The sequence below is a fragment of the Streptomyces sp. NPDC085931 genome (genome assembly GCF_044540565.1).
GTDB lineage: Bacteria > Actinomycetota > Actinomycetes > Streptomycetales > Streptomycetaceae > Streptomyces.
Genome location: NZ_JBITSK010000013.1, coordinates 219,147 through 242,390, shown reverse-complemented (window position 1 = coordinate 242,390; position 23,244 = coordinate 219,147). Strand labels below are relative to the sequence as shown.

Sequence of the window (23,244 nt, the reverse complement as noted above, 5' to 3'; positions counted from 1 at the left end):
CCCGAACCCTTGTCCTCGTAGTGCAGCTCGATGTCCGCACTGTTCTCCGTACCGACCTTGATGCGACCCATGACGTCCAACCTCCGAGTGTGTTCAGGGCTCCGGCGTCCAGACCTGTACGACTGGTCCGCTTCCTCGTCGACCGCGCCCCATCCGGGGACCCAACGATCACTCCACCCCCGGCCGGAGACGGCGGGTCGTGATCGGAGGCGTGGGTGCCCCGCGGTTACGCGGACGTGGTCCGGGCGGCCTGTTCGATGAGGCGGGTAACGGCGCCGGGGTGGGACACGGGGGCGGCGTGGGAGGAGTCGATCTCGATGGTGTGTGCGTGGGCGCGCTGGGCCATGAAGCGCTGTTCGGCCGGTGCGATGGCGTGGTCCTCGGTGGTGACCAGGTCCCATGACGGGATGGTCTTCCAGGCGGTCTCCGTCGCCTTCTCGTCGAAAACGGAGGCGGCCAGGGGGCGTTGGGTGACGGCCATGAGGTCGGCGATGGACTTGGGTACGTCGGCGGCGAAGGCGTCGTGGAACTTGTCCTTCTGGACGTAGAGGTCGGTGCCGGTACTTCCGCCGGGCAGCGGGTAGGGCACGGCGTCGAGGGCCGAGGGGAGAGTCGCCCCCGGGAACTTCTCGCCGAGCTGGGCGGGTGTTTCGTCCCTGTCGGGGATGAACGCGGCGATGTAGACGAGAGCCTTGACCTGCGAGTTGCCGGCGGCGGCGTCGCTGATCACGGAACCGCCGTAGGAGTGGCCGACCAGCACGATCGGTCCCTTCACGCTTCGGAGGTAGCTCTCGAGGTAGTCCGAGTCATTGGCCAGCCCCCGCAGGGGATTGGCGGGAGCGGCGACCGGATAGCCCTCGTGCCGCAGACGCTTGATCACGCCGTTCCAGCTGGAGGAGTCCGCGAAGGCTCCGTGCACGAGCACCACTGTGGGCTTCATTTCCCGCCGGGTGGCCTCGGCCTCGGCTGTTGCCGCGGGAGCCGAGACCAGGATTGTCAGTCCGAGGGCGGCCACGCCGGCGGTGGCTGCCAGTGCGGAGGCACCTGTGGGGGAGGGGCGTAGAACTGTCTTCACGTTCATCTGATCTCCTTGAGGTGCGTGATGCGTCACTCATGGGACGGCAGAGGTGCCGTCCCACCGCAGCGACTCCGTTGGTACGGGGCGCAGCGGTGATGGCACGCGGGCGCGCAGGCGAAGTCCGGTCGCAGACACGACGGCGGACGTGCCCGACCGGTTCACAAAGGATTTCCACGACCCCGCCTCACCTGGGGTCGCTCCAGGGGCCGTGCACCCTCTGGGTCCTGGGCTCGAGTCTTCTCGGCGGCTGTTTCAGCGGGGTGAGTGTGCGGTGGCACGCGGGGGTGGGGCGACGGCGGCGAGGTCATCGACAGGGGCAGGCTCGCGGCAGTCGACGATCAGGTGCTCGCGGCGGATCGGTGTTCAGCCTGCGTGACCGTGTGGTGAGGGTGCGGTGGTGCGCGCTTCCACTGCGTTCCCCATGCGCTCCCGAAGGGGACCCTACGGGACCGAATCCGGCCGACCGCGGCGAAAACGGGGATACGGCACCGTTCAAATGGTGTGCCCCGGGTTTGCCTTGAGTAGCAGCTCGTGCAGCGTTGCCAGTTCTTCTGGCGTCAATACGCCGAGCGTGTCTTTCATGACGCGGTCGACGACAGTGGCTCCTTCGGCCCGGAGCCGTTCTCCCTCTGCAGTGAGGCGGTGGCGTACGGCGCGACCCGGCCCGTCGACACGTTCGATGAGCCCTCGATTGATCATCCGGCCCGCCAGCGTGCCCATCGACTGGTCCGTCTGGAACGTCAGCACTGCGAGCGCGTGCAAGGAAGCATCCGGCTGCGCGTGCAGGTGTCTCAGCACATCCCACTGTGACAAAGACAGGCCGATCTCGCCCAACTGGGTGTTCGCCGTGCGATGGTGGTGCCACTGCAGCCGCTTGACCGCCAGCCCTACGTCCTGCAATGTCACGGCACTCATGGTCGCCCTCAATTCTCGGAATCCTCGGCTACATTCCCTCATCCTAGGAGGTGAGGCAGCTGCGGAGCCTTCTGAGCTGCGCTCAGCGTCCCGAGGGCAGCGCCTCACACCTCTCCCTCGGCGGGAGTTTATGACTGACCTCCGGATGCCGGTGCGGCCGCTCCCTTCACGGCACCGTCACCTCGATCCCGGGCAGGACGATCCGGACGTCGATCTCCGGTGCGATGCGGGCGACCGCGTCCGCGTAGTGCCGGGGATCCCGGTCGGTTTTGGTGATGACCTGGTCACCGAGCCGGCCGCTGTGGAAGGCGTAGTGGTGCGGCACGGCGAGGGTGGGCTTGAGAACAGCCGTCAAACCTGCGGCCTGCTCGGCGTTCATGACGGACTGCTCAAGGTTCAGCGGCCTGACGCACAGGCCGTTGGTCGGCAGGAGCGCCAGGTCGATGTGGCCGAACCGATCCGGAATGAAGTCGAGTTCGGGAACCCGGAGCGAGTCGCCTCCGAAGAAGACCGTGCGTCCGTAGGCCTGAATGACGAAGGTGACCTCGTGGACGCCGTGCTGGCCCGGGGTTGCCGTCACGGTGAGGTCCCCGACGCTGGTGGCCTCCCATGCCTCGACGGTCCGGACATCGCGGAAACCCTTGCTGCGCGCGATGGACGAGACAGTACCGGGCCCGATCAGGGGGGTGCCCAGGTCCAAGGCACCAGCGACGAGGGAGTCGAGGTCACAGTGGTCGTAATGCTCATGGCTGATGACGACGGCGTCGACGCGACCGAGTTCCGCGACGGTCAGATGAGTCGGCTCGCCTGCATAGTAGTTCGCGGTTTGGGTGAACCAGGGGTCAGTCAGTACACGGATCTCACCGAACTCGATCAGCTGGCAGGCATGGTCGATCCGGGTCACCGTCAGTGGGACACTCACGAGGGGTTCTCCTTGGCTGAGGGGTGCGTGAGGGTGGTCACTTGTTGCCGAGGTCGAGCAGTGTGCCCAGCAGCTCCTCGGGCGTCTCGACCTGTGGCATGTGGCCCGTGCGGGGCAGCAACGTGAACGTCGACATCGGAATTGCGGCCGCGTAGGCCCGGCCGTAGTCGGGAGTGACGATGCGGTCGCTTTCTCCCCACAGCACATGGAACGGCACGTGTGTGTCCCTGAGCCGCTTGGCGAGTGTTGGGTCGGACATCGTGGGGCCCGTGTAGCCGATGAGCGCGGGAATGTCCGGGCCCGGCCTCTTGCCGCCGGTGCTCGACGTCATGGGTGCCTTGCGGGGGTCGTGGAAGGAGTGGGCCAGGACTTCGGAGGGCGTCAGGCCGCTGACGTCAGTTGTCGGAGCAGCGTCGACCTCAATGCCGATTCCATTGATGATCACTCCTCCGCTGACGCGCGGGCTGCCCTGGAGGGCGATCTCGGCGGCCACCCAACCGCCGAATGAGTTGCCGATCACGGTGACGTCACTCAGGTCGAGCGTCTCCAGCATCGCCACATAGACCTTCGCAAGGTCGGAAACGCTGGTGAGCGCGGAGTTCCTCGGGGTGCCGCAGAAGCCGGGGTGGGTCGGCAGCAGTACGCGGGAGTGGGTCCGCTCGGCCAGCAGGTCGGCGAAACCTGTCATGGTCGCCGGGCCGCCACCGCCGTGCAGCAGCAGGAACGGACGGGTGCGGTCGCGATCCTGCAAGGTCACTTCGACCGGGCCCATGGAGCCGACCCGGAGCGTGGCGGTATCGGTGCGGGTGGGCCGCAGACTGCCGGCGGCTATCGGTGCACTCATGGTCTCTCCTTTTCGTGGTCTATGTAAGGAACCTTATATCAGGTTGCTTAGTTACACAAGATGCATCCGCAGGCACCGTGCTTGCGTCGCCCGGCACGCGGCCCGGAACTGGGTGATCTTTGGCGGCTTGGCGGCGCAGCGAAGTAAGCAAGCGGCAACCCGGCGAGCCGGGTGACGGGGGTGGATGCCGGCGAGCTGGGCGGTGGCGAGCTTGGCCCCGGCGAAGCGATTCTTCGACGCGACACAGGTTGCGGAGGTGTGTACTGGCGGTCGTGCAGGACGGTACAGAGGCTTCCCGCCCGGCAGCGGAATCTATTGCCTGGGCGGGCAGTCGCCTGGGCTGGCCCGTCCGTCCACCCGGAGAAGGGCGCCCCGTGTGGAGTGCGCTACGGCTTCGCCACGAACGGGTTGCACGAACGGGTTGATGGCCGCCCAGATTACGTCGAGGCCCTCGAGGTGCGGGAGGTGGCAGGCCTTCAGGGGCGCGGCGAACTGTGCGCTCGTCACATCTGGTGCGACGGCCCGCCCGTATGCCGGCGACGATCTTGTCGCTCTCGCCCCCATACCACGAGCGTGGGGACGTTCACGGCGCCGAGCCGACCGAGGAGCGCCAGGTCGCTCAGGCTGGCGATCAAGCGTGCACAGCAGTGAAGCCACCGCACGATGGATGGCGAACTGCACGAGATCTGGAGGGGGGCCTCGCCCAGCGGGACGCCCCGTGCGTCGTCGACCGCATGCCGGGATGAGCAGGTGCTGGGCGAGCTGGGTCGACATCGGACGTGCCGTTTTACGCAGTTGCGGCAGCAGCTCGAGGGTGAGCGAGAAGATGCTTGCCGAGCCCTCGCCAACCGCTGCTTGCCGGGCGGACGGATCCTTGGAGCCGGCGGCGCGCGAGCCTCGCCTTAGGCATCAGGGGCCGGAGGCGGATCAGCTGCCGAGTGTGGCGACCGGATGGCCGGTGACAGTGGTGAGCTGGAGTTTGGTCTCGTCCTCGCTGCCCGGTGCTGCGGTCATGATGACGATCTTCAGATCGGAGTCGCCGTCGCTCAGGACGTCGCAGTCGACGGTGACCGGGCCGACTGCCGGGTGCTGAATCGTTTTGTGGTCCTCGCGGTGTGCGGCCACCTGTCCGCTCGCCCAGAGTTTGGCAAATCTGTTGTTGCCTGCGTTGAGTTCACGGATCAGTGTGGCCAGGCGGTTGTCCTGGGGATAGCGGCCGGTGGCGCGTCGCAGGTCGGCGACAACGGCGGCGTCGGTGGCGTCGGGGTCCGTCTCGGTGACCGGCCACAGTGCGAGGCGGGCGGGTCCGTCGTCGACCGGGAATCTCTCGCGGGCGAAGTTACGCAGCCGCGGTGGCGCGGTCGAGGGGTCGCCCAGGAGTGCGGCCCACCCGCGGTTCCACCACAGCAGGTGCCAGTCCGCCGCGAACACGGCGGCTGGCACGTCTCCGAGGCGCGCGAGAACTCGCTGCACGCCGGGCGGCAGGTGGTCGGAGACCGTGCCCTTGTCCGGAGGGACGAGCTTGGCCAGCCGGTAGAGGTGGTCGCGCTCGGCGGTGGACAGGTGCAGGGCGCGGGCCAGGGATGCGACCACCGATGCGGACGGTGTGGTGGCCCGTCCCTGTTCCAGGCGCACGATGTAATCGACCGAGACCCCGGCCAGGTCGGCCAGCTCCTCGCGCCGCAGCCCGGCCGCCCGGCGGCCGTGGGCCACCGGTAGCCCGGCGGCCGACGGGGGCAGCCGGTCCCGCCACATGCGGATCATCGGGCCCAGTCCGGTTGCGGGTGTCATCACCATGAGATCCATCCTCGTCCATCCCTGGCCGTTCGTGTGGGCACCACGGTGGTACTGGCCTTCCTACCGTCGAAGCGTCCCTGGCCCACCCGCCCCTCAGGGGCCACCATCGAAGGCATGACGATCACTTTCATCACCGGAGCCAACAAGGGTCTCGGACGCGAGACTGCCCGCCGCCTGATCGAGCACGGCCACACCGTGCTCATCGGAGCCCGCAACCGTGAGCAGGGCGAGGAGGCCGCCGCCACGCTCGGCGCACGCTACGTTCCCATCGACGTGACCGACCAGGCGTCCGTAGCTGCCGCGGCCGCGAACGTTGCCGCACATGAGGGAAGGGTCGACGTCCTGATCAACAACGCCGGGGTGTCCGGCCCGCTCGGCGATCCCAGCGGCCTCACCGCCGCCGACGCCCTAGCCGTCCTCGACGTCAACGTCATCGGCGTCGTCCGCACCATCACCGCGTTCTTGCCGCTGCTACGCCGCTCGGAGGACCCTGTCATCGTCAACGTCAGCAGCGGTATGGGCTCTCTCGCCTTCACCCACGACCCTGACCGGCCCGAGTCACGCGTCGTTGCGCCGCTGTACACGTCCTCGAAGGCGGCGCTGACGATGCTGACTACGCAGTACGCCAAGGGTTTGAAGGACATCCGCATCAACGCGGCCGACCCTGGTTACACCGCGACCGACTTCAACGCGCACAGCGGCTTCCAGACCGTCACTGAGGGCACGGATGCGATCGTCACCCTCGCCACCGAAGAACCGGGTGCCGGCACCGGACGCTTCCTCTCACGCCACGGCGAGATCGCCTGGTCCTGACACTCACTCGACTAGATAGCGGAAACGGTAACGGGCCGCGGCCGGGGCGATGGTTGTCACGCTGGCGACTGATCGGCTAGATGACGCCGCCCTGCGCGAGGGCCGTCGCTCCACCGAAGCGGCAGCGAGCGTACCCAAGGTCGGGCGGCCGAGGGCCAGAGCCGAGACGACTACTCGGCCGGGTGGACGGCCTGGACCCCGGTGCCCGCGTAGGCCTTTGATATCGGGTGAGTAGGAACCGGCCGCTTGTGGTGTGCGGGGGAGGGGCGGGCGGTGTGGAGCGCATGGGCGGCGGCTCAGAAGTACCCGAAGCGCAGCAGCTCGGTGGCAGTGACGGCGGCGTCGGTGTCAAACGCCTCGATATTCAATGAACCGCAAGCCTGCGCATCCGCAACGGGGGGGGAGCGGACATTCATGGCGCGACGCCCCGTTCAACGACACCTCTGAGCGACGTGGCACGGCCGCACGCTGGATCTTCACTGCCAGACCTTGTTTCCTCCTGCGCCCGCACCCATCTGAACCCGGCCGAGGTTGTCGGTGAGGGCGCGGAACTGCGCCGGCTTGCCGAAACACTTCTGCACGACGAGTTCGACGCCCCGGGCAGTGACCAGGCGCACCAGTGCACCCTGGCACTGACACGGCTGATGGGCACGCGCCTGGTGGCAATTGTCGAACTCCATCGCGGCACGACAGCGTCACAGCGGCTGCCGGACCGGCGGCCCGGGCGGGCGCGGTCGTTGCCGGAGTCGACCCCGTGCGCAGGACGCTGTGGCTGGCCATGCCCCGCCGTGAACGGGTGTCGAGCGATCGGCTGGGCTGGCGCTTTCAGCCGGTGGGGGTGCCGACCTGGTCGCGTTCGAGTGCGGAGCGCAGGTGGTGGAGGGTCTTGGCGGCCGCGGCCGTAGTGGTCTGGTCGAGGATTCCTCCGACCAGCTCGCTCAGGCCTGCGGCGAAAGTGGTCTCGGCGGCATCGAGGAGCTGTGAGCCATCATCCGTCAGCGCCAGAAGCGAGGACCTGCGGTCCGCGGGGTTGGTCTGGCGGATGATCCATCCTCGCTGCTCGAGGCGGTCGGCGCTTTTGCTGGTCGCGCCGACGCCAATGGCGAATTCCGCGGCGAGGTCGGCCACCCTGGCCCCGGGATGTTCGCGCAGGAACCGCAGGAACTCGAACTGCGAGGTCACGATCCCGTGCCGCTCGCGCAGTCGGTCGTTCAGTGCGTTGTACAGGCGCGTCTCGCAGCGGACGAGATCCGCGAAGAAGCTCTGGAGGTCGGCGTCGCCAGTTGATTTATATGCCACGGCATATAGTGTAGAGGAAGCAATTCACAGGAGGAAGCAGATGAGCAAGGAACAACTGGCCAAGGTCGACGCGATGCTCCGCCAACCCCGGCCCGAGGGCCCGCGCTCCGTCGAGGAGCTGCGCGCCGGGTTCAGGGCCCTCATGGACACGATGATCGTCCCCGACGGCGTCCGCACCACTTCGACCACGCTCGGCGGCCGACGCGCCCTGCACGTCACCCCGGACAACGGCGCGCGCCCGGGCGCGATCTTGTACTTCCACGGTGGCGGTTTCGTCTTCGGTTCCCCCGAGACCGCGCTGTCGCTGACCGCGCAACTCGTCTCCAGGACCGGGTTCGGCTCGTACTCAGTGGATTACCGGCTGGCACCCGAGCACCCCTTCCCGGCTGGCCTGGAAGACAACCTGAGCGCTTACCGGGCCCTCCTCGACAGCGGCCTGGACCCATCAGCCGTCGCGTTCGCCGGGGACTCCGCCGGCGGCGGCTATTCGGTCACCACCGCCCTGGCCGCCCGCGACGCGGGGCTACCGCTGCCCGCCGCGATCGTGGCCTTCTCCCCGGGTCTGGACGCCACCCGGACCGGGGAGAGCATGACGACCAAGGAGGGCCTCGATCCGATCTTCACCCGCGAGGCAGTGATGCACACCGGGGCCATGTACCTCGCCGGACAGGACCCCGAGCAGCCCCTGCTCAGTCCTGCCCTCTGTGCCGACCTGACCGGGTTCCCCCCGCTCCTCATCCAGGTGGGCACCAACGAGATCCTTCTCGATGATTCCACCCGTCTCGCGGCCCGAGCCCGCGACGCCGGAGTCGACGTCATCCTCGACATCACCGCCGACGCCCCCCACGTCTTCCAGGCCTTCGCCGGCGGCACTCTTGACGAAGCCGACCAGGCACTCGACCGCGCCTCCCTCTTCCTCGCCCAGCACATCGCCACCCGCTGACGCCTCAACCGCACCAGCCCGACGCAACATCACACCGAGACGTCGTCTCGGTCATCGGCGGGGTCCGCCTGTCGATGAACGGGACGAGCAAGCCGTCGATGCCGCATGGAGCGATCACTTGCAGGCCCGTCTACGTCTGCTGCGGGACCTGGACGCCTCCGACGAGTGGCGATGCCATTGGCCGTATCTCGTCTGCCGTCCCGCAACCCCACACAGGCTTAATGATGCTCCTGCATCATCTGCGCGGTGGTAGTGACGACAGTTCGGGGGGACCAGGAAGCACACAGACGGCATCGGCGTACCTCCTCCCTGGCCTTCGCCACAGCTTCCGCCACGGCCTGCCTCTCAGCTGCCTCCTCAGATACCTCCGATGCCGCTGCCTCCCCGTAGGGGAAAGCCGGAAGGACCAGCCCTCGGCGGCCGGTCCTTCGGGGAGGCCGGCGTCCAGGATGCGCGGGCCGCCGTCGTAGAACGGGGCCGGCGGGAGGGCGAGGCCGCCCCAGTGGTCCTGGAGGTTGGCGGCCCGTTCGATCTCCGTGGCGGGGATGCCGTCCCCGATCCATGCGTCACGGTGGTGCCGGATGTTTTACCGAGGCAGACGGATGCCGTCTGCCTGCATGAACCATTGGGCCCGGCGGCTCAGACCGTCGGGCCCGACCGGGATGGGCGATACAGGTGTCGTCAGCCGTCACTGCTGCTCGCCGTCGCCAAAGTGGAGCACAGTTGCCGCGATCTCCCGCACGCGATCCAGGGTGATCCCTGTGTGCTGTTCGATTGCGAGGGGATGCTCGGTGGGCTCCAGCTCGACGAAGGGGCGCTCGCCGACCGGGCGGGTGTGCACGCGCGTCTTCAGGTTGAGGGTCGTGGCCGGGTAGACCGGCAGCTCGGTGGTGAGCCAGCCGAAGTACGGCGTTTCCGCCTCGCGGCCGGGGGTGTCCCACAGATCCGCAGCCCGGGAGAAGCTCTCGCGGCTCAGCGAGGCCCAGACGCCTCAGGAGAACACCTCGTCGCTGCCGATGACTGGTATCTCGATCATGCCCTTGACGAAGTAGTGCTGGCCGTGGATCACGCACTGGTCCGAGGAAAGGTGGCAGTCATCGGCGTCGGCGAACGCCGGATCCCACACCGCCGGCGCCACGGCCGTGTAGTTCATCGGCAGCTCAGGGTGATGGGCTCCGCAGCATGTACAGGGGAAGCCGATGTCGCTGGTCATGACGGTGGAGCCTAGTGAGGGGCTTCCCGGACCATGGCGAGCGGTTACCCCTCCCGCACCGCTTGGGGACAGCTATCACGCTTAAGGGGTCAACCAGGACGATCAGAGGTCGACTATCGCGCTCAGTCATAGGGGCGCCGGGATCGTCCGGAGGGCGCACCACCCTTCCGTATTCGAGTTCTAGTTCGATTATGTGGGTGGAGGTGGGTGTGCCATGAGTGCAGGTGGAGCGGCCGTCGTGGGATCGACGGTGATGCATGTGCGCTGTCCGGACCGGTTGCCGGCGGAGTCCTACCGGCAGGTCCTGGAGCACCTGGCCGAGCTGTCTCCGGTGGTGCAGGCTCTGCCCCCTTCCGCGGCATTGGTGGAGCTGAAAGGCGCCCTGCGCTATCACGGCTCGAATGGCTGCCATTGGGGGAGGTGCTGCGGGTGCGGACGATCTCCCGTCTCAGTGTCGACGTCCGGGTCGGGATCGGTCCGTCCATCACCGTCGCGGCCACCGCCTCCGCGCAGATCAGGGGACCGGGGGGCGTGCTGGCTATCGAGCCCGATCAGACCGTCGCGTGATCGGCTGGCCTGCCGGTCGAGGCGCTGCACGGCATCGGCCCACGCCAGGCGCAGGTGCTGCGCGAGTACGGGGTACACAGCGTCGGGCTGCTCGCCGCGCTGCCGCCCGACACCGTCCAGCGCCTGCTTGGAGGCCGGGCCGGCCGTATGGCCGTCGACCGCGCCCGCGGCATCGACCCCCGCCCCGTCGTCCCCCGTACCTGGCCTCCGCAACGGTCCGCTCGACCTTCCCCACGTCATCATCGTCTCGGACGAACTGGACAACCTGACCTTCATCACCGCCCCGATCGCCAGGGACGCCAAGGGCGTCGAGATCCCCGTGAAGCTCACACTCTCGGGCAACGAGGTCACCGCCTCGCTTGCGCCGTCCGCCGGCCAGGAACTCGCCTATCCGGTCCTGATGGACCCGGGCTTCGGCTACGGCAGCGCCACGCCCTCCGAGAGGTCGTACTGCTTCTGGAACCCGATCGACTGCACCGCGGCCTACGACGCGGCCAACAAGGCGTTCAAGCAGGCGCAGGACTGGTACCCCGACAGGACCCTCTTCCAGGGCACGGGTGACTCCTTCCGGCACTGCTACTGGAACGCGCGGATGGAGATCCGCCTGTCCACCACGGACGCCTACGAGTTCGCGACCCGGCACGAGTCGACGTCCTCGGGTGTCGACAAGCAGATGGACCTGAAGAACAACGTGATCGGTCGGGAGATCGGCCGCAAGCGGACCGGCCAGAACAGTGCCGGGACGAAGGCGAGGGACGATTGCCGCAGCGCCCAGCGGAACGGAAAGCTGTGGATCATCAAGAGCGGCAAGCTTGTAAGGAGCAATCAGTGACCCTTTTCGTCAGGCGGGCCGGTGCCCTGATCCTCGCTCTGGAGGCCTGCTACCTGCTGCTCATGGAGCTGGCCCTTGCGGTGTTCGTGGTGGACACCTCTGAGATCGACCACACGGACGCGGCGGGGTACGGCGGCCTCGGCGGCGTCCTCTTCCTCGCCGCCGAAGGGCTGACGGTCCTGCTGCTGCTCTGGGGAGCGGCTGCGCTCGGGCTCGCCTCCTTCGCGGACAAGGGCCCCTGGTGGGCGCGTGCCGCTGTATTCGGCCTCGTGGCCGTCACGCAGGTGCTCGGCGTCTGGGCGGCGACGTCCAACGCGCTGGCCCAGGATGCCGGACCGGACGTGCTGGTCAACGCGCTGATGGTGCTGTTCGCCCTCACCGCCGGCGTCGCCTGTGCCCTGGGGCTCCGCAGCACGGTGCGGAAGGCGCCTCTCGCGGCCTGAGCGGTCTTCTTCCCCACGGAAGGCCGGGGCCCCGGCGAACCGGGGCCCCGGCCTTTTTCGTGTTCAGTGGAAGCTGATGTAGCCGTTGCCGTCGGGGTCGTTGCTGGAGTTGGTGTAGGCGTGGACGTCTGCGCGGCTTCCTGAGGGCTTGTAGAGGTAGATGGTGTCCTTGTCGTTGTTCCACAGGAAGTTGCAGTTGTCGCGGTAGACGACGTTGTGGGTGTCGGAGTCGGTGCCGTGGCCGCCGCGCAGCTTCACGTAGTCGCCGGGCTGCAGGTAGTGGTTGGCGGTGAAGGTGAAGCGGTTGCCGGTGGCGTCCTTGACGACGTAGCCCTTGAGGTTGATCGTCGTCCGCGAGGAGTAGTTCTTCACCGTCAGGTACTCCTGGTCGGTGTTGCCCGAGGAGCAGCTGTTGGAGTCCCGGCCCGGTGCGTCGTACTGGACTCCGCGGATCTTCAGCGCCGAGCTGTACTCGGCGGCGTGCGCGGGAACGACAGACAGGGCGGTCAGGGTGCCGGCCGCAACAGCGGCCGCCGTGACGAGGCTCTTGCGCAAGAGCGGGCTCCTCATAGTCGAGCGGGTGGTGTCGCTGGTGCACGACACTCATGCCGGGTCCGGTGGTTGCGCGAGATGCGGACCTTCACCCGTTCGAAGGACGCCGAGCCGCCCGCCTGTACGGGCGGTGGGTGTGCCGGTGCTGCTGGAGATCGACCACCGGGCCGAGGATGCGAGTACGGATCTGGCCGGCAGGGTGCGCCCGGCTCCACGCTGGCGGGTGGAGCCGGGCGCTGTGCCAGGAGAGTCCGGACCGAGGCAAGGCCGGACACCCTGTTCGCGTATCCGCTCGGGGGACGGACGTGACGCGATGAATTGATCAACTATGGGTCGGACAGCGCGTCACGCGTGCGCACACGATCTGCACAGGCGGCGTCCGCAAACAGCCGGGCAGCGCCCGCATCCCCGCTGACCGCGCACATCGGGGGAGCGCATCACCGTCGACCGGTGCATCCACCGCGCGCTCCAGTGGCCGGTTGCGATCAGGAGACGGCCTGGGGGAGGGCTTGGATGTGGGCCTGCAAATCCCGTACGGCCGGATGGCTTGCATGGGAGGTGATCCGCTTGGCGGCGTCGTTGACGAGCTTGATGCAGCGGCTTGCTTCGGTGCCGAGCGCGGTGTCCAGGGCGGAGCGGGCATCGTTGGCGGCCGCGTCGAGGTCGCGGCGTGCGAGGGCGCTTTCGGCGCGGTAGGCCAGGGCGAGTGACCTGGTGCGTTGCCGTGAGGGTGCGAGCATGCCGATGCCGTCCGTCAGCGACTGTTCGGCCCGCTTAGGGTGGCCGAGGGTCAGCCAGCAGCGGCCGGCGTCGGTGAGGTCGGCAGGCGACATCCAGGCGGCCCCGGGAGGCGTGGTGGCGGGCTGGGCCCGTTCGAGGTCCTGCTCGGCGGCGACGAGAGCACGGCTGGTGGCGGAACGGTCGCCGAGCATCGCGAGCGCGCCCGCACGCCGCAGGTGCAGCAGTGCGCGGGCGGCCGGCGAGGTGGTGCGCGAGTGGGCGTGCTCCAGCACCGAGACGGCTGTGGCGGGGTGGTCGAGCCAGGTGGCGAAGTAGGCGAAGTCCGTCAGGATGCCGGCACCGAGGTCGCGGTTGTGCGCGGCGTGGGCGGCGTGCAGTGCCGCGCTCCAGTGCCGCTGCGCGGCGGCGTACTCGCCCTGGTCGAAGTGGAGCCAGCCCGCGCACTGGGCCGCCGATGCGGCCACCTGGTGCAGCCGGCGCTCGGTGGGGTGGTCGTAGGCGGCGTGGTCGATGAGCCCGATCGTCGTGCGCAGCAGGGCGTGGACGAGGTCGGTGCACTCCGGCGCGTTGGTGTTGGTCAGTGCGCGCAGTTCATCGGTCCTCGATTCCAGCCACGCCACTAACGTGCCGTCCACGCGGCGTCCGTCCAGGGCGGTGGCCACACGCTCCGGCTCGATCGCAGCCCACTGCTGGGCGACGCCGACCAGGGCACCGGTGCTCAGGGCGAGGAAGGCCCGCCGGTCGGGATGCTGCAGGACCACCAGGACCTCCCGGAGGGCGGCGCGCGTGCCGCGGGCGCTGAAGTCGTGCGGGGTGTCAAAAGCGGGCAGCCACCACGGCCAGCCCAGCGTCTCCACCAGCTCCTGAGGCACGCCGAGCACATCGGCCAGCAGCATCTGGTAGTCGGCGTCCGGGGCTGCGACCCGGCCCGACTCCCACTTGTAGATGCGGTCACGGCTGGGCGTGAGGATCATGCCGCGTCGGCGGGCGGCTGCCTGCAGCTCGCGGGCGAGGCGCTCCATGCTCCAGCCGCGCTGTTCACGCACGTAAGTCAGTGGATGCTCCTGCAGTCGCCGACTGGCCTGCATCGCCCCTCCCCCAAGACCGGCTCATCAGCCCTCACCGTGGCGTGGCCCCGGGGCTATGTGCAAGTCCGCCCCCGCGGCCGTCGGATCGAGCAGACAGCGGGCATACAGACGCCTGCCCTCGGGCGGCGTGAGGCTGAGACGTGGGCGATCCCCGGGCCTCCGCCGAAGCACGGCGAGGGCGCGGGGGAGAGCGAAGTCGCCGAAAGGAGAGGGGACATGCGGTGCGATTAGCAGCGCGAGACACAGACGCCGGCCGGGCGGACCAGGATCGCAGCGCCGCGCTCGACCTGGCCGGCCCCAGGTGGGACCGGTTGACCGGCACCGACGGCAAGGCGGACGTGTTCGTCCGCGACCTGTTCGCGCTGGAGGGCTGGGCGTCGCTGGCCGGCGAGATCGGTGAGCAGCAGGCGTACGTGTTCGCCGAGCGGACATCGCTGATGTGGCTGCGCCCGGACGCCTTCGCTGCCGGAACAGCGCGCGGTGTGCTGACCGCTGCCGAAGCGGCGGGCTTCCGGCCAGTCGCCGCGCGGCCGGTGCGGCTGGAGCGGTGCGGCGTGCGCGCGCTGTGGGCGTACATGTGCCGGTGGGCCACGGCGGAGCGGCTGATGCTGCTGGACGCTGCCGCTGCGCTGGGACCGGGGCTGCTGGTGGTGTGGACCGCCGGCACGGGCTCGGCGCGGGCGGCCGGCGGCGAGCCGGTGTCCGTGCGGATGACCAGGCTGAAGGGGCGCAACGATGCGCGCCACAGGGGGGCGGGCTCCTTGCGGGCGGTGGCGGGCAGCCCAGCTCGGCCCCCACACCTATCACCGCTACCTGACCGTGTGCCTGGAACGCAGCCCCTACGAGAAGGTCCTCTCGCTGTACTTCCACCGCCACCGCACCACCCCCCGCATCCCCATCGAGGAGTTCATCGACACCGGCGAATTCCGCGACGCGCTCAACTGGCCGCTGTACACCGACCACAGCGGCACGGTCATGGTCGACCAGATCATCCGGCACGAACACCTACAGGCCGGCCTCGATGCCCTCACCGCCCGCACCGGCCTGCCCACCCTCGCCCTGCCCCGAGCCAAGGCGCAGTTCCGGCCGCCCGGCACCGGCTACCGCGACCTGCTCACCCCCACGGCACGCAAGGCCGTCGAGGAGGCCTACGCCGCCGAGTTCACCTACCACCGCTACACCTGGTAGCCCCGCCACAGGATTGGCCCGCTCCCACGGCGGCGAACCTGGGGGAGCGGGCCAAGGCTGTGACGGGATGCTCCTATGGCGTCTCTTCCGGATCTTGTCGAGCCCCGCGGTACCTGGCGAGATTCAGAGCTGGCGGCCCGGAGCTGATCTATGTTGACAACATGACACGGAGTCACCTTCCCCTCGTCGCGACCCTTCTGGCTTGCCTCTCGCTATCCGCTTGCTCCGCAGACAAGACACCGCCGACCCCCGCTGGGGCGCCGTCAGCGAGCGGAACCGGCAAAGCAAGGCCGTCCAAGGACAACACCGACCTGCCGCTGACCAAGCAGCTCAGCCGGGGGGAACTCACACAGGCGATTCCCGACGCTGAAGACCTGGCCCCCGGCTACCTTCCCGGCAGTCTGCACAAGCGCATGCCGGGCGAGCCCGACGACTGTGCTCCGCTGGACACCCCAGCGCCGGCCGGTTGGCAGCGAGCGGGTAGCGGCGACTACGACTATCAGGGATCGACCGTCTCACGAGGCATTGATCTAGACGTCTGCCAGTTCGACAGTGTCGCGCACGCGAAGGCGGCGTACGACCAGTGGCCCAACACGGATGAAACGGCCCCCCTCGAGACCGGTCGAGTCGGAGAGGAGTCGGTCTTCCTCGCCCACAGTGGATCGAGTGGCACGGTCTACGGCTACAGCAGGTCCGGCACCGTCATCGCCCGAGTCACAGTGGAGGACGTCGGCGCGGATCCCACAGACGCCCATGACGTGCTGGCCGCCACTATCAAACGACTCCAGCAGGTCCAGGCAGGCCAGCGGGCCACGGCGACGGCGCCCGAGATCGCTGCAATGGCACAGACTCAGCGCTAGGGCCTGTCTGAAAAATGATCACCCGGCGGGCTCGCGGAGCCACAGGGCCAGAGCTGCCACAACGATTCCAGCCCGATAGCGATCGGCCAGCTTGTCGAACCTCATCGTGATCGCACGGAACTGCTTGAGACGGGCGAAGCATCGTTCGACCACGTTGCGGTTGCGGTAGATGTCTTTGTCGAAGGCGGGTGGGCGACCGCCGTGGGTTCCGCGTCGCCGGCGGTTGGCCATCTGGTCGCGGCGTTCGGGGATCGTGGCAACGATGCCCCGGCGCCGCAGCAGGTGGCGTATCGCCCGGCTGGAATACGCTTTGTCGCCCAGCACCCGCGCCGGTGTCGTGCGAGGTCGGCCCGTAACAGCGCGCGGAATGCGGATGCTGTCGAGGACCTGGCCGAAGGCGGTGGCGTCGTTGACGTTGCCGGGTGTGAGCACGATGGACAGAGGGAGGCCACGGCCGTCGACGGCGAGGTGGACCTTGGTGGTCAGCCCGCCCCGAGACCGGCCGATGGCCTGACGCTCCTGCGAGCGGCCCGGATCTTCCGGTTCGTCCCCGTCTGCGGCCCCTTTTTGCGGGCGCCGGCCGAGTGCTGGTGCGCTCGGTTGGTCGTGGAGCCGACGGAGACGGTCCACTCCACCCGGCCCACCGCGTCGTCGCGGACCTGGACGTGTTCCAGCAGCTTCGCCCACGTCCCGTCCGCTTCCCAGCGGGCGAACCGCTCGTAGACGGTTTGCCAGGGTCCGTACCGCTCGGGCAGATCGCGCCACGGAGCCCCCGTCCGCAGCCGCCACAGCACCCCGTTGACCACCTGCCGGTGATCACGCCACGGACGACCACGCCCATCCACTCGCGGCAGCAGGGGCTCTATTCGCTCCCACGCCGCATCCGTCAGCTCACCTCGACCTGCCACAAGATCAATGATCAGACCGGCTATAGGGTCCTGCGCGTGGCGAATCATCAGGACGAAACCAGGGCGGCCTACGACGGAGTCGTCGAGCTGTACGCATCGCTGTTCGCAGACCGGCTGGAGACACGACCGTTCGCCCGGGCCATGATCAGCACCTTCGCCGAACTCGTGCGCGCGACGGGCAACCTGCGGGCAGCTGACGTCGGGTGCGGGCCCGGGCATCTGACGGCCATGCTGCACGAGCTGGGCCTGGACGCCTTCGGGCTCGATCTCTCCCCCGGCATGGTCGACCACGCCCGGCGGGCCCATCCGGCGCTGCACTTCCAGGAGGCGCGGATGGAGTCGCTGCCGATTGAGGACGGTGTGCTCGGCGGTGTACTGGCCCACTACTCGATGATCCACACCGCTCCGGAGGAACTGCCGGGGCTGCTCGCCGAGCAGGTACGCGTTCTGGCTCCGGGCGGTCTGCTCCTGGTGTCCTTCTTCGGGACCGACGGACCGGAGCCGGTCTGGTTCGACCACAAGGTGGCGCCTGCCTACAGCTGGCCGGCGGACCGCCTCGCCGAACTGCTGGCCGATGCCGGGCTCGTTCCCTTCGCCCGGCTGCTCCACGATCCGGGCTCCGAACGGGGCTTCCTCGATGCCCACCTGCTGGCCCGCCGTTCGTGATCCGGCCCGGCAAGACCCGCCGGACGGTCGGAGCACCTCCGGAATGCCGGCTCGGCGGACGCTCGCTGATCCGACGGGAATTGTCAGACGGGCGCTAGTGGCCCCTTGGTACTGTGATCAACACGTAGCGTTGATCACTGGGGGCCAGCCGTAATGCGAACGGTCGCAATCACAGCCTGTTTAGCCACGGTGCTTTTCACCACGTCGGCGTGCTCGGCAAATAGAAGTGAGGCAGGGCCAGCGTCAGCCTCGCCCAGCGGTACCACCGCTACCAAGAACGTAGATCCTGCCGGGTGGACAGTGGGAGATACCGCCACCCTCAGTGACACAGACGGTGAGCCCCTCCAGGTCACGCTCACCGGAGTTGCCTACCGGGACGCTCTTGCCAAGGACAAGACTGCCAGCGTGCATGGCAAGTATGCCGTCGCTCTCGCTTTCACGATGAAGTCGGCGTCCGGTGGCACACTCGGTGAACAGACCGGCAACATGATCAAGTGGCAGGGTGACGGAGCCCAGGTCGAGGAGTGGGATTACACAAACGCTCCATGGCAAGGGTGTATTGACGACTACTTCATTTATGCCGACCTGGAGCCGGGCAAGGCGTACAAGGCAATCACAGATATCAATCCACCTTCTAAGGGCGGCACTGTGATCATCACCGACGAGTGGGGCGGAGTTGCCCGCTGGAACCTTCCCGAGGCGGACACCGGGAAGGGCACAGAACCGGCTACAAAGTTCACCACTCGGGACTGTCGTTGAGCTCCTCTGTCGAGCGAGCAGGGTGGAGGGGCCGGTGGAGGAAGCCTGTCGGACGGGCGCGCGCCCGGGGAGGGCGGTGGGGCCGCAGTGTGGCGTGTGACGCCGGGCGCCGTGCACGAGTACCGCGACTGGCCATGCACGCGGTGTCCGTGGCGCACGGATGCCGACCTCACCGCGTTCTCGGAGCAAGACATGGACATGCTGCGGCGGGCCGACGGGGGGCCGGGAGCGGAGGCGCCGGTCGGCGCTCCTGTGGTGGCCTGCCACCTCGACCAGCCGGGCACGGCCCACGCCTACCGCTGGTGTGCGGGCTGGCTGGCCACGGTGGGCGAATACCACCTCGCGATCCGGCTGGCACTGGCCTTCGACATCCTGCCCGGCCACGCAGTGAAACCCCGCAGCAACTGGCCGCGCCTGTACGCCAGCCTGGACGCCCTCCTGGCGGCCCGCGCCGAGCAACTGAGGGCGCCCGCACACGACTGACTGGCCGAGTCACCGCTGCCACGAGCCCCACCGGGTGCGGGACGACGCCCGGGCAAGCGGCCCGCGCTCCCCCCCCCCGGTGGGCAGAGCGGGCCCCAGGCTCCTACAGGAGGCCTCTATGCCACCGGTGCGGCGCCCGCCCCGGTCAGCCGCATCAGGTCTTCGGCGAAGCGCGGGTAGCTGGTCGCTACCGAGTCCCAGCCCTCGATCACGGTCGTCCCCTCGGCCGCGCACGCGCCGGCGACAGCGGCCGTCATCGCGATCCGGTGGTCACCGTGGCTGTCCACCCGCGCCGGACGCAGCCGGGAAGTGCCCTCGATGACCATGCCGTCCTCCGTCTCGGTCACCTTCACACCGAACGCCCGCAGCATCGCCGCGGTGGAGGCGATCCGGTCGGACTCCTTCGCCCGCAGGTCACCCGCGCCGGAGATCACGGTGGTGCCCTCGGCGACGGCGGCGGCCATCGCCAGCACCGGCACCTCGTCGACGATGCCGGGAATGTCCCCAGCGGTCAGCTCCACCGCCTGCAGCCGCGACGCGCGCACGCTCAGCGTCCCCGCGGTCGTGTCGAAGGTGATGTCGGCCCCCATGCGTTCCAGCACGCCGACGAAGTCGCTGCGCCCGAACCCGGGATACAGGTTCTCGACCACGATCTCGCCCTGATCGGCGAGCAGCGCGGCCACCGCCCAGAACGCTGCCTGGCTGGGGTCGCCCGGCACGCTGACGTCCGTCGCCGTCAGCCGGCCGGGCTCCACCGTCACCCGGTGAGCGTCCACCCGCACCCGGGCGCCGAACTCGGCCAGCATCTCCTCGGTGTGCCGGCGCGTCGCATGCACCTCCTCCACCGTGGTCGGGCCCGCAGCGGACAGACCGGCCAGCAGCAGCGCCCCCTTGACCTGCGCTGACGCGACCTTGGGTGCGTAGGTGATGCCGGTCAGCGAGCCACCGCGAATCATCAGCGGCGCCAGATTCCCACGCTCCCGGCCGTCCACGTCCGCACCCATCAGTCGCAGGGGTGCGGCGATCCGCTCCATCGGGCGCCGGCGCAGGAACCGGTCCCCGGTCAGCACCGAGATGCCGTCGATGCCCGCGCACACCCCCGCCGTGAGCCGGATGCCGGTGCCGGCGTTGCCGTGATCGAGGACATCGTCCGGCTCGTGCCGGATCGGCCCCTCCACCCGCACCCGCCCGTCACCCGCATCGGTGACGATCACACCGAAGCGCTCGACCGCGCGCAGCGTGTGCGTCACGTCCTGGCCCCGCGACAGACCGGTGATGACGCTGGAACCGTGGGCCATCGCCGCCATCAGCACGGCGCGGTGCGAGATGGACTTGTCGCCCGGCACCCGCAGGGAACCACGGGCGGGCCCGGCCCCAGTCACCCGCAGGCTGGAGACGGCGTCGAGAGCGGAAGCGGCGGGGGGTGTCATGAGACTTCTTCCTCTGCGCAGGGAACGTGCACGGCCTGAGAACGAGCGACAGGGGACAACTCAACGTGTCCAAACGATCACGCTCACGGTCGACACTACGCGTCTCGCACGGCACCGCGGGCCCCGATTCGAGAAGTCCGCGCCCCCACAACACGGGCCCCAGCGGCCGCACGCAGCATGCGTGTCGCCCTCGGCCCCAGCCCGATCCCGAAAAGCGACGAGCTCTCCTGGTCGCCGCCCGCAGACACAGCGCCTCCTCGTTCCGCGGCCACATACCCCCGCCCTGCCGAGCCGGCGGGCGCACGCGTGCGCGGCGGCTGTGCCGCTCGTAGGCTGGTGCTGCTCGGGGCTAGCGCGGAGGTACTTCATGCCCCGAACCGTGTGGTCAGGCGCCATCTCGTTCGGTCTGGTCACCGTGCCGATCAACGTCGTCAGCGCCACCGAAGATCACAGTCTCCGGTTCCACCAGTACCACTTGGAGGACATGGGCCGTGTGCGGGTGCGCAAGTTCTGCGAGGCCGAGGACCGCGAGGTCCGCAATGACGAGATCGGCAAGGGCTACCAGCTCACCAAGGAGCAGGTCATCCCGATCAGCGACGACGAACTGCGTGACCTGCCCCTGCCCACGGCCAAGGCCATCGAGATCGAAGCGTTCGTGCCCCTGGAGTCCGTCGACCCGATCCGGATCGGCGAGGGCTACTACCTCCAGCCGTCCGGGCAGGTCGCCCACAAGCCCTACAAGCTCCTCGCGAAGGCCCTCGGCCGCTCCGCCAAGGTCGCCGTCGCCAAGTACGCCTGGAGCGGGCGGGAACGCCTGGGCCTGCTGCGGGTGCGCGACGACGTGATCGTCCTGCACGCCATGCGCTGGCCCGATGAGATCCGCGACCCCGGCGAACTGCTGCCGCCGCCGGTGGAGCTGTCCGACGAGGAGATCGAGGGCGCTCTGGCGCTGATGGACAGCATGACCCGCGAGGACCTCGAAGGCGCAGAGTTCCAGGACACCTACACCGAGGCCCTGGAGCAAATCATAGAGGCCAAGCGGGAGCACCGCGAGCCACCGGCCCTGCCGGAGCCGGAGGGGGAGCCGGGCCAGATCGTCGACCTCATGGCCGCCCTGACCCAGTCCGTACAGAAGGCGCGGGCCGGCCGCGGCGAGGACGCCGACATCCACGACATGCCGAAGAAGACGACGAAGAAGCAGCCGGCCAAGAAGACCGCAGCGCAGAAGGCATCAGGGCGCAAACCGCGCAGGAGTGCGTGAAGTGGAAGCATGCAGCGCATAACCCGATGCCGCACCGGCATATCCGCACGTGGAAGCATGACGGGCATGGCTGAACCCGAACTAGAGCTGCGGCAGGTCCATTACTTTGTCGCCGTGGCCGAGGAGGCCAACTTCACCCGGGCCGCTGCCCGGCTGGCCATGACCCAGCCGGCCCTTTCCCGTGCCGTGAAGGCACTGGAGCGGACCGTGGGCAGCGCACTGCTGGTCCGCAGTCCGCAAGGCGTGACCCTTACGCCAGCCGGCCGGACTCTTCTGGAGGAAGGCAAGGCGCTGCTGGCCCAGGCCACCAGGGCGACCGCCCAGGTACGCCGGGAAGCCGCCGCCACTTCCGTGGTGACAGTCAGCGGCCCCGGATGTGACGTGCTGCTACTAGACCGCCTGGTGCGCGCCTTCAACGAGGCTCGCGCCCCGTACCGGGCGCAGGTCTCAGTCGGAACCATCGACGATCAACTGACCCGCCTGCGCTGCGGGCAGGCAGACATCGCGCTGTGGCGGGGCCCGGTAACGGCCCCCGACCTCGCCGCCCGGCTCCTGCGCCACGAACGTGGCCACGTGCTGGTCGGCTCGGCGCATCGGCTGGCCGAGCGGCGGTCGGTCACCCTGGCCGAGCTCGCCGACGAGCCGGTGATCCGCTGGCTGGGTGCGAGCGCCTCGTTGAGCGACCCCGCCCTGTGGCCCGACGGACCGCCTGGACGCCCGGGTGTGGAAGTGAGCGACGGCCTGCAGATGCTGGCCGTCGTCCGGTTGGGACAGGCCGTGGCCTTCACCGCGGATCCGGACAACGGCGCCGGCCGGCCCGAGGGAACCGTCAGCATCCCGCTGGCGGACGGCCCCCGGCTGCCGCTCCACCTGGTCTGGGTCCGGGAGCGAGCCACCACCGACGTGCACCGCTTCATCGCGCACGCCACACCCGCCGGTCGGCCCGACCTCCCGCCACCGAGCAGCGTGGCCCGATCCGTGGCGACGGTGCCGGGCCCAGCGTCACGAGCCGACGCCATGTCACGCTGACCACCGCTTCCCCCACCGGGTGCCGTCTCCACCCTGGGACATAGACCGGCTTCGTACCGCTGGACGACGAATGGGCTGTCTGCGGGCGCAATGCTGATGTCACACCCACCAGTGTTGGGCGGGGCAGCCAGGCCGCTGGCCGCATGCGGTGCTCTCCGGCGACGCGGCCCGGCTCTCCCGCCACACCCCTCGCATCCGTTCCTCACCAGCCCGGCAGGGCAGGAAGTGATCCCCTATGTCTGTCCTCTTCACCGTCGTGACGGCCGTGGTCATCACACTCGCCCTCGGCGTCGCCGCGTTCGCCAAGGGCCGCTGGTCCGGCCCTTGGTGGCTGCTGCTGATCGGAGCCGTGATGGCCTACCCCCTCAACTTCCCACTCGACCGTATCCACGGCGCCCCTGACGGCTGGCTCCGCTGGACCTTCCAGGCAGCGTGCGGCCTGCTCGTGGCCACGCTGCTCGCCCCCGCATACCACCGGCTGCGCCGACGCGACGCCGACCGCGGACACCGAGGCGACCGGGCGGACACCCGTCCCGCCGCCACACCGGATTCCCTCTCCTGACCCCGGTCCGGCGCGAGGAACAGCCGGTGAACCGATACCGCCCGTACGCCG

The 23,244-nt window shown here is 69.0% G+C and carries 24 protein-coding genes and 1 pseudogene; 13 read left to right on the top strand and 12 right to left on the bottom strand.

All coding sequences use genetic code 11. The features are described from left to right. Window positions 1–226 precede the first annotated feature (226 nt). The 5 genes from ACIGAN_RS26800 to ACIGAN_RS26780 form a co-directional block, all read right to left on the bottom strand. Entirely contained in the window at window positions 227–1,081 is an 855-nt protein-coding gene (locus ACIGAN_RS26800; protein WP_399861342.1) for an alpha/beta fold hydrolase, read from the bottom strand. Between the two features lie 489 nt (window positions 1,082–1,570). Beyond that, the gene (locus tag ACIGAN_RS26795) at window positions 1,571–1,993 is read right to left on the bottom strand and encodes a MarR family winged helix-turn-helix transcriptional regulator (RefSeq protein ID WP_399861340.1); all 423 of its coding nucleotides are present in this window, start codon (window positions 1,991–1,993) and stop codon (window positions 1,571–1,573) included. A gap of 166 nt (window positions 1,994–2,159) precedes the next feature. Next, a complete protein-coding gene (locus ACIGAN_RS26790) occupies window positions 2,160–2,915 on the bottom strand; it encodes an MBL fold metallo-hydrolase (protein WP_399861337.1) in 756 nt (251 codons plus the stop codon). A 37-nt stretch (window positions 2,916–2,952) separates the two neighbouring features. Beyond that, window positions 2,953–3,759, bottom strand: coding sequence for an alpha/beta fold hydrolase (locus ACIGAN_RS26785; RefSeq protein ID WP_399861335.1), 807 nt, complete (start codon window positions 3,757–3,759; stop codon window positions 2,953–2,955). Window positions 3,760–4,686: 927 nt separating this feature from the next. After that, complete coding sequence (locus ACIGAN_RS26780) at window positions 4,687–5,556, bottom strand: helix-turn-helix transcriptional regulator (RefSeq protein WP_399861332.1); 870 nt, start codon at window positions 5,554–5,556, stop codon at window positions 4,687–4,689. Window positions 5,557–5,670: 114 nt separating this feature from the next. Here ACIGAN_RS26780 and ACIGAN_RS26775 point away from each other — a divergent pair, with 114 nt between their 5' ends. Continuing rightward, entirely contained in the window at window positions 5,671–6,369 is a 699-nt protein-coding gene (locus ACIGAN_RS26775) for an SDR family NAD(P)-dependent oxidoreductase (protein ID WP_399861329.1), read from the top strand. A gap of 476 nt (window positions 6,370–6,845) precedes the next feature. Here the strand turns inward: ACIGAN_RS26775 and ACIGAN_RS26770 are convergent, their stop codons facing one another. Both ACIGAN_RS26770 and ACIGAN_RS26765 read right to left on the bottom strand, forming a co-directional pair. Beyond that, a complete protein-coding gene (locus ACIGAN_RS26770; RefSeq protein WP_399861326.1) occupies window positions 6,846–7,049 on the bottom strand; it encodes a hypothetical protein in 204 nt (67 codons plus the stop codon). Window positions 7,050–7,194: 145 nt separating this feature from the next. Further along, on the bottom strand, window positions 7,195–7,668 hold the full coding sequence (locus ACIGAN_RS26765; protein WP_399861324.1) for a MarR family winged helix-turn-helix transcriptional regulator: 474 nt from the start codon (window positions 7,666–7,668) through the stop codon (window positions 7,195–7,197). A 40-nt stretch (window positions 7,669–7,708) separates the two neighbouring features. Between ACIGAN_RS26765 and ACIGAN_RS26760 the strand changes: the two genes are divergently transcribed. Further along, on the top strand, window positions 7,709–8,611 hold the full coding sequence (locus ACIGAN_RS26760; protein ID WP_399861322.1) for an alpha/beta hydrolase: 903 nt from the start codon (window positions 7,709–7,711) through the stop codon (window positions 8,609–8,611). Between the two features lie 688 nt (window positions 8,612–9,299). Here ACIGAN_RS26760 and ACIGAN_RS26755 read toward each other — a convergent pair. Next, a pseudogene (locus tag ACIGAN_RS26755) lies at window positions 9,300–9,764 on the bottom strand (DUF2199 domain-containing protein). A 489-nt stretch (window positions 9,765–10,253) separates the two neighbouring features. Here ACIGAN_RS26755 and ACIGAN_RS26750 point away from each other — a divergent pair. From ACIGAN_RS26750 to ACIGAN_RS26740, 3 genes are all read left to right on the top strand, one after another. Next, a complete protein-coding gene (locus tag ACIGAN_RS26750; protein WP_399861320.1) occupies window positions 10,254–10,391 on the top strand; it encodes a hypothetical protein in 138 nt (45 codons plus the stop codon). Window positions 10,392–10,518: 127 nt separating this feature from the next. Continuing rightward, window positions 10,519–11,223, top strand: a complete 705-nt coding sequence (locus tag ACIGAN_RS26745) for a DUF6973 domain-containing protein (protein WP_399861317.1) — start codon at window positions 10,519–10,521, stop codon at window positions 11,221–11,223. Then, on the top strand, window positions 11,220–11,666 hold the full coding sequence (locus ACIGAN_RS26740) for a hypothetical protein (RefSeq protein ID WP_399861314.1): 447 nt from the start codon (window positions 11,220–11,222) through the stop codon (window positions 11,664–11,666). Before ACIGAN_RS26745 ends, ACIGAN_RS26740 begins: the two co-directional genes overlap by 4 nt. 63 nt (window positions 11,667–11,729) lie before the next feature. Here the strand turns inward: ACIGAN_RS26740 and ACIGAN_RS26735 are convergent, their stop codons facing one another. Next, the gene (locus tag ACIGAN_RS26735; protein ID WP_399861312.1) at window positions 11,730–12,236 is read right to left on the bottom strand and encodes a lamin tail domain-containing protein; all 507 of its coding nucleotides are present in this window, start codon (window positions 12,234–12,236) and stop codon (window positions 11,730–11,732) included. A gap of 467 nt (window positions 12,237–12,703) precedes the next feature. Then, on the bottom strand, window positions 12,704–14,005 hold the full coding sequence (locus ACIGAN_RS26730) for a helix-turn-helix domain-containing protein (protein ID WP_399861309.1): 1,302 nt from the start codon (window positions 14,003–14,005) through the stop codon (window positions 12,704–12,706). A 777-nt stretch (window positions 14,006–14,782) separates the two neighbouring features. Between ACIGAN_RS26730 and ACIGAN_RS26725 the strand changes: the two genes are divergently transcribed. Together ACIGAN_RS26725 and ACIGAN_RS26720 are read left to right on the top strand one after the other, a co-directional pair. Beyond that, entirely contained in the window at window positions 14,783–15,235 is a 453-nt protein-coding gene (locus ACIGAN_RS26725; RefSeq protein WP_399861307.1) for a hypothetical protein, read from the top strand. A 161-nt stretch (window positions 15,236–15,396) separates the two neighbouring features. Continuing rightward, window positions 15,397–16,095: a hypothetical protein gene (locus ACIGAN_RS26720; protein ID WP_365740735.1), complete on the top strand. Its 699-nt coding sequence runs from the start codon at window positions 15,397–15,399 to the stop codon at window positions 16,093–16,095. A gap of 18 nt (window positions 16,096–16,113) precedes the next feature. On the opposite strand, the gene ACIGAN_RS26715 is transcribed toward ACIGAN_RS26720, so the two are convergent. Beyond that, window positions 16,114–17,003, bottom strand: a protein-coding gene (locus ACIGAN_RS26715) for an IS5 family transposase (protein WP_365740764.1) whose coding sequence is annotated in 2 segments (ribosomal slippage) — window positions 16,114–16,649 and window positions 16,649–17,003 — 891 coding nt in all. Because the reading frame shifts where the segments join, the coding sequence is not laid out codon by codon here. A 36-nt stretch (window positions 17,004–17,039) separates the two neighbouring features. Between ACIGAN_RS26715 and ACIGAN_RS26710 the strand changes: the two genes are divergently transcribed. The 3 genes from ACIGAN_RS26710 (at window position 17,040) to ACIGAN_RS26700 (ending at window position 18,911) form a co-directional block, all read left to right on the top strand. Further along, on the top strand, window positions 17,040–17,669 hold the full coding sequence (locus tag ACIGAN_RS26710; protein WP_365740734.1) for a class I SAM-dependent methyltransferase: 630 nt from the start codon (window positions 17,040–17,042) through the stop codon (window positions 17,667–17,669). A 300-nt stretch (window positions 17,670–17,969) separates the two neighbouring features. After that, window positions 17,970–18,428: a hypothetical protein gene (locus ACIGAN_RS26705; protein ID WP_399861303.1), complete on the top strand. Its 459-nt coding sequence runs from the start codon at window positions 17,970–17,972 to the stop codon at window positions 18,426–18,428. Window positions 18,429–18,515: 87 nt separating this feature from the next. Then, on the top strand, window positions 18,516–18,911 hold the full coding sequence (locus ACIGAN_RS26700) for a DUF6283 family protein (RefSeq protein WP_399861300.1): 396 nt from the start codon (window positions 18,516–18,518) through the stop codon (window positions 18,909–18,911). A gap of 116 nt (window positions 18,912–19,027) precedes the next feature. On the opposite strand, the gene aroA is transcribed toward ACIGAN_RS26700, so the two are convergent. After that, window positions 19,028–20,341 (bottom strand): 3-phosphoshikimate 1-carboxyvinyltransferase, encoded by a 1,314-nt coding sequence (gene aroA / locus ACIGAN_RS26695; protein ID WP_399861297.1) that lies wholly within the window; start codon window positions 20,339–20,341, stop codon window positions 19,028–19,030. A 367-nt stretch (window positions 20,342–20,708) separates the two neighbouring features. Between aroA and ACIGAN_RS26690 the strand changes: the two genes are divergently transcribed. The 3 genes from ACIGAN_RS26690 to ACIGAN_RS26680 all read left to right on the top strand — a co-directional run bounded on the left by ACIGAN_RS26690 (window position 20,709) and on the right by ACIGAN_RS26680 (window position 23,193). Next, window positions 20,709–21,602, top strand: a complete 894-nt coding sequence (locus ACIGAN_RS26690; protein ID WP_399861294.1) for a non-homologous end joining protein Ku — start codon at window positions 20,709–20,711, stop codon at window positions 21,600–21,602. A gap of 66 nt (window positions 21,603–21,668) precedes the next feature. Beyond that, on the top strand, window positions 21,669–22,631 hold the full coding sequence (locus ACIGAN_RS26685) for a LysR family transcriptional regulator (protein ID WP_399861291.1): 963 nt from the start codon (window positions 21,669–21,671) through the stop codon (window positions 22,629–22,631). Window positions 22,632–22,866: 235 nt separating this feature from the next. Continuing rightward, window positions 22,867–23,193, top strand: coding sequence for a hypothetical protein (locus ACIGAN_RS26680; protein ID WP_399861288.1), 327 nt, complete (start codon window positions 22,867–22,869; stop codon window positions 23,191–23,193). The last annotated feature ends 51 nt before the right edge of the window (window positions 23,194–23,244 follow it).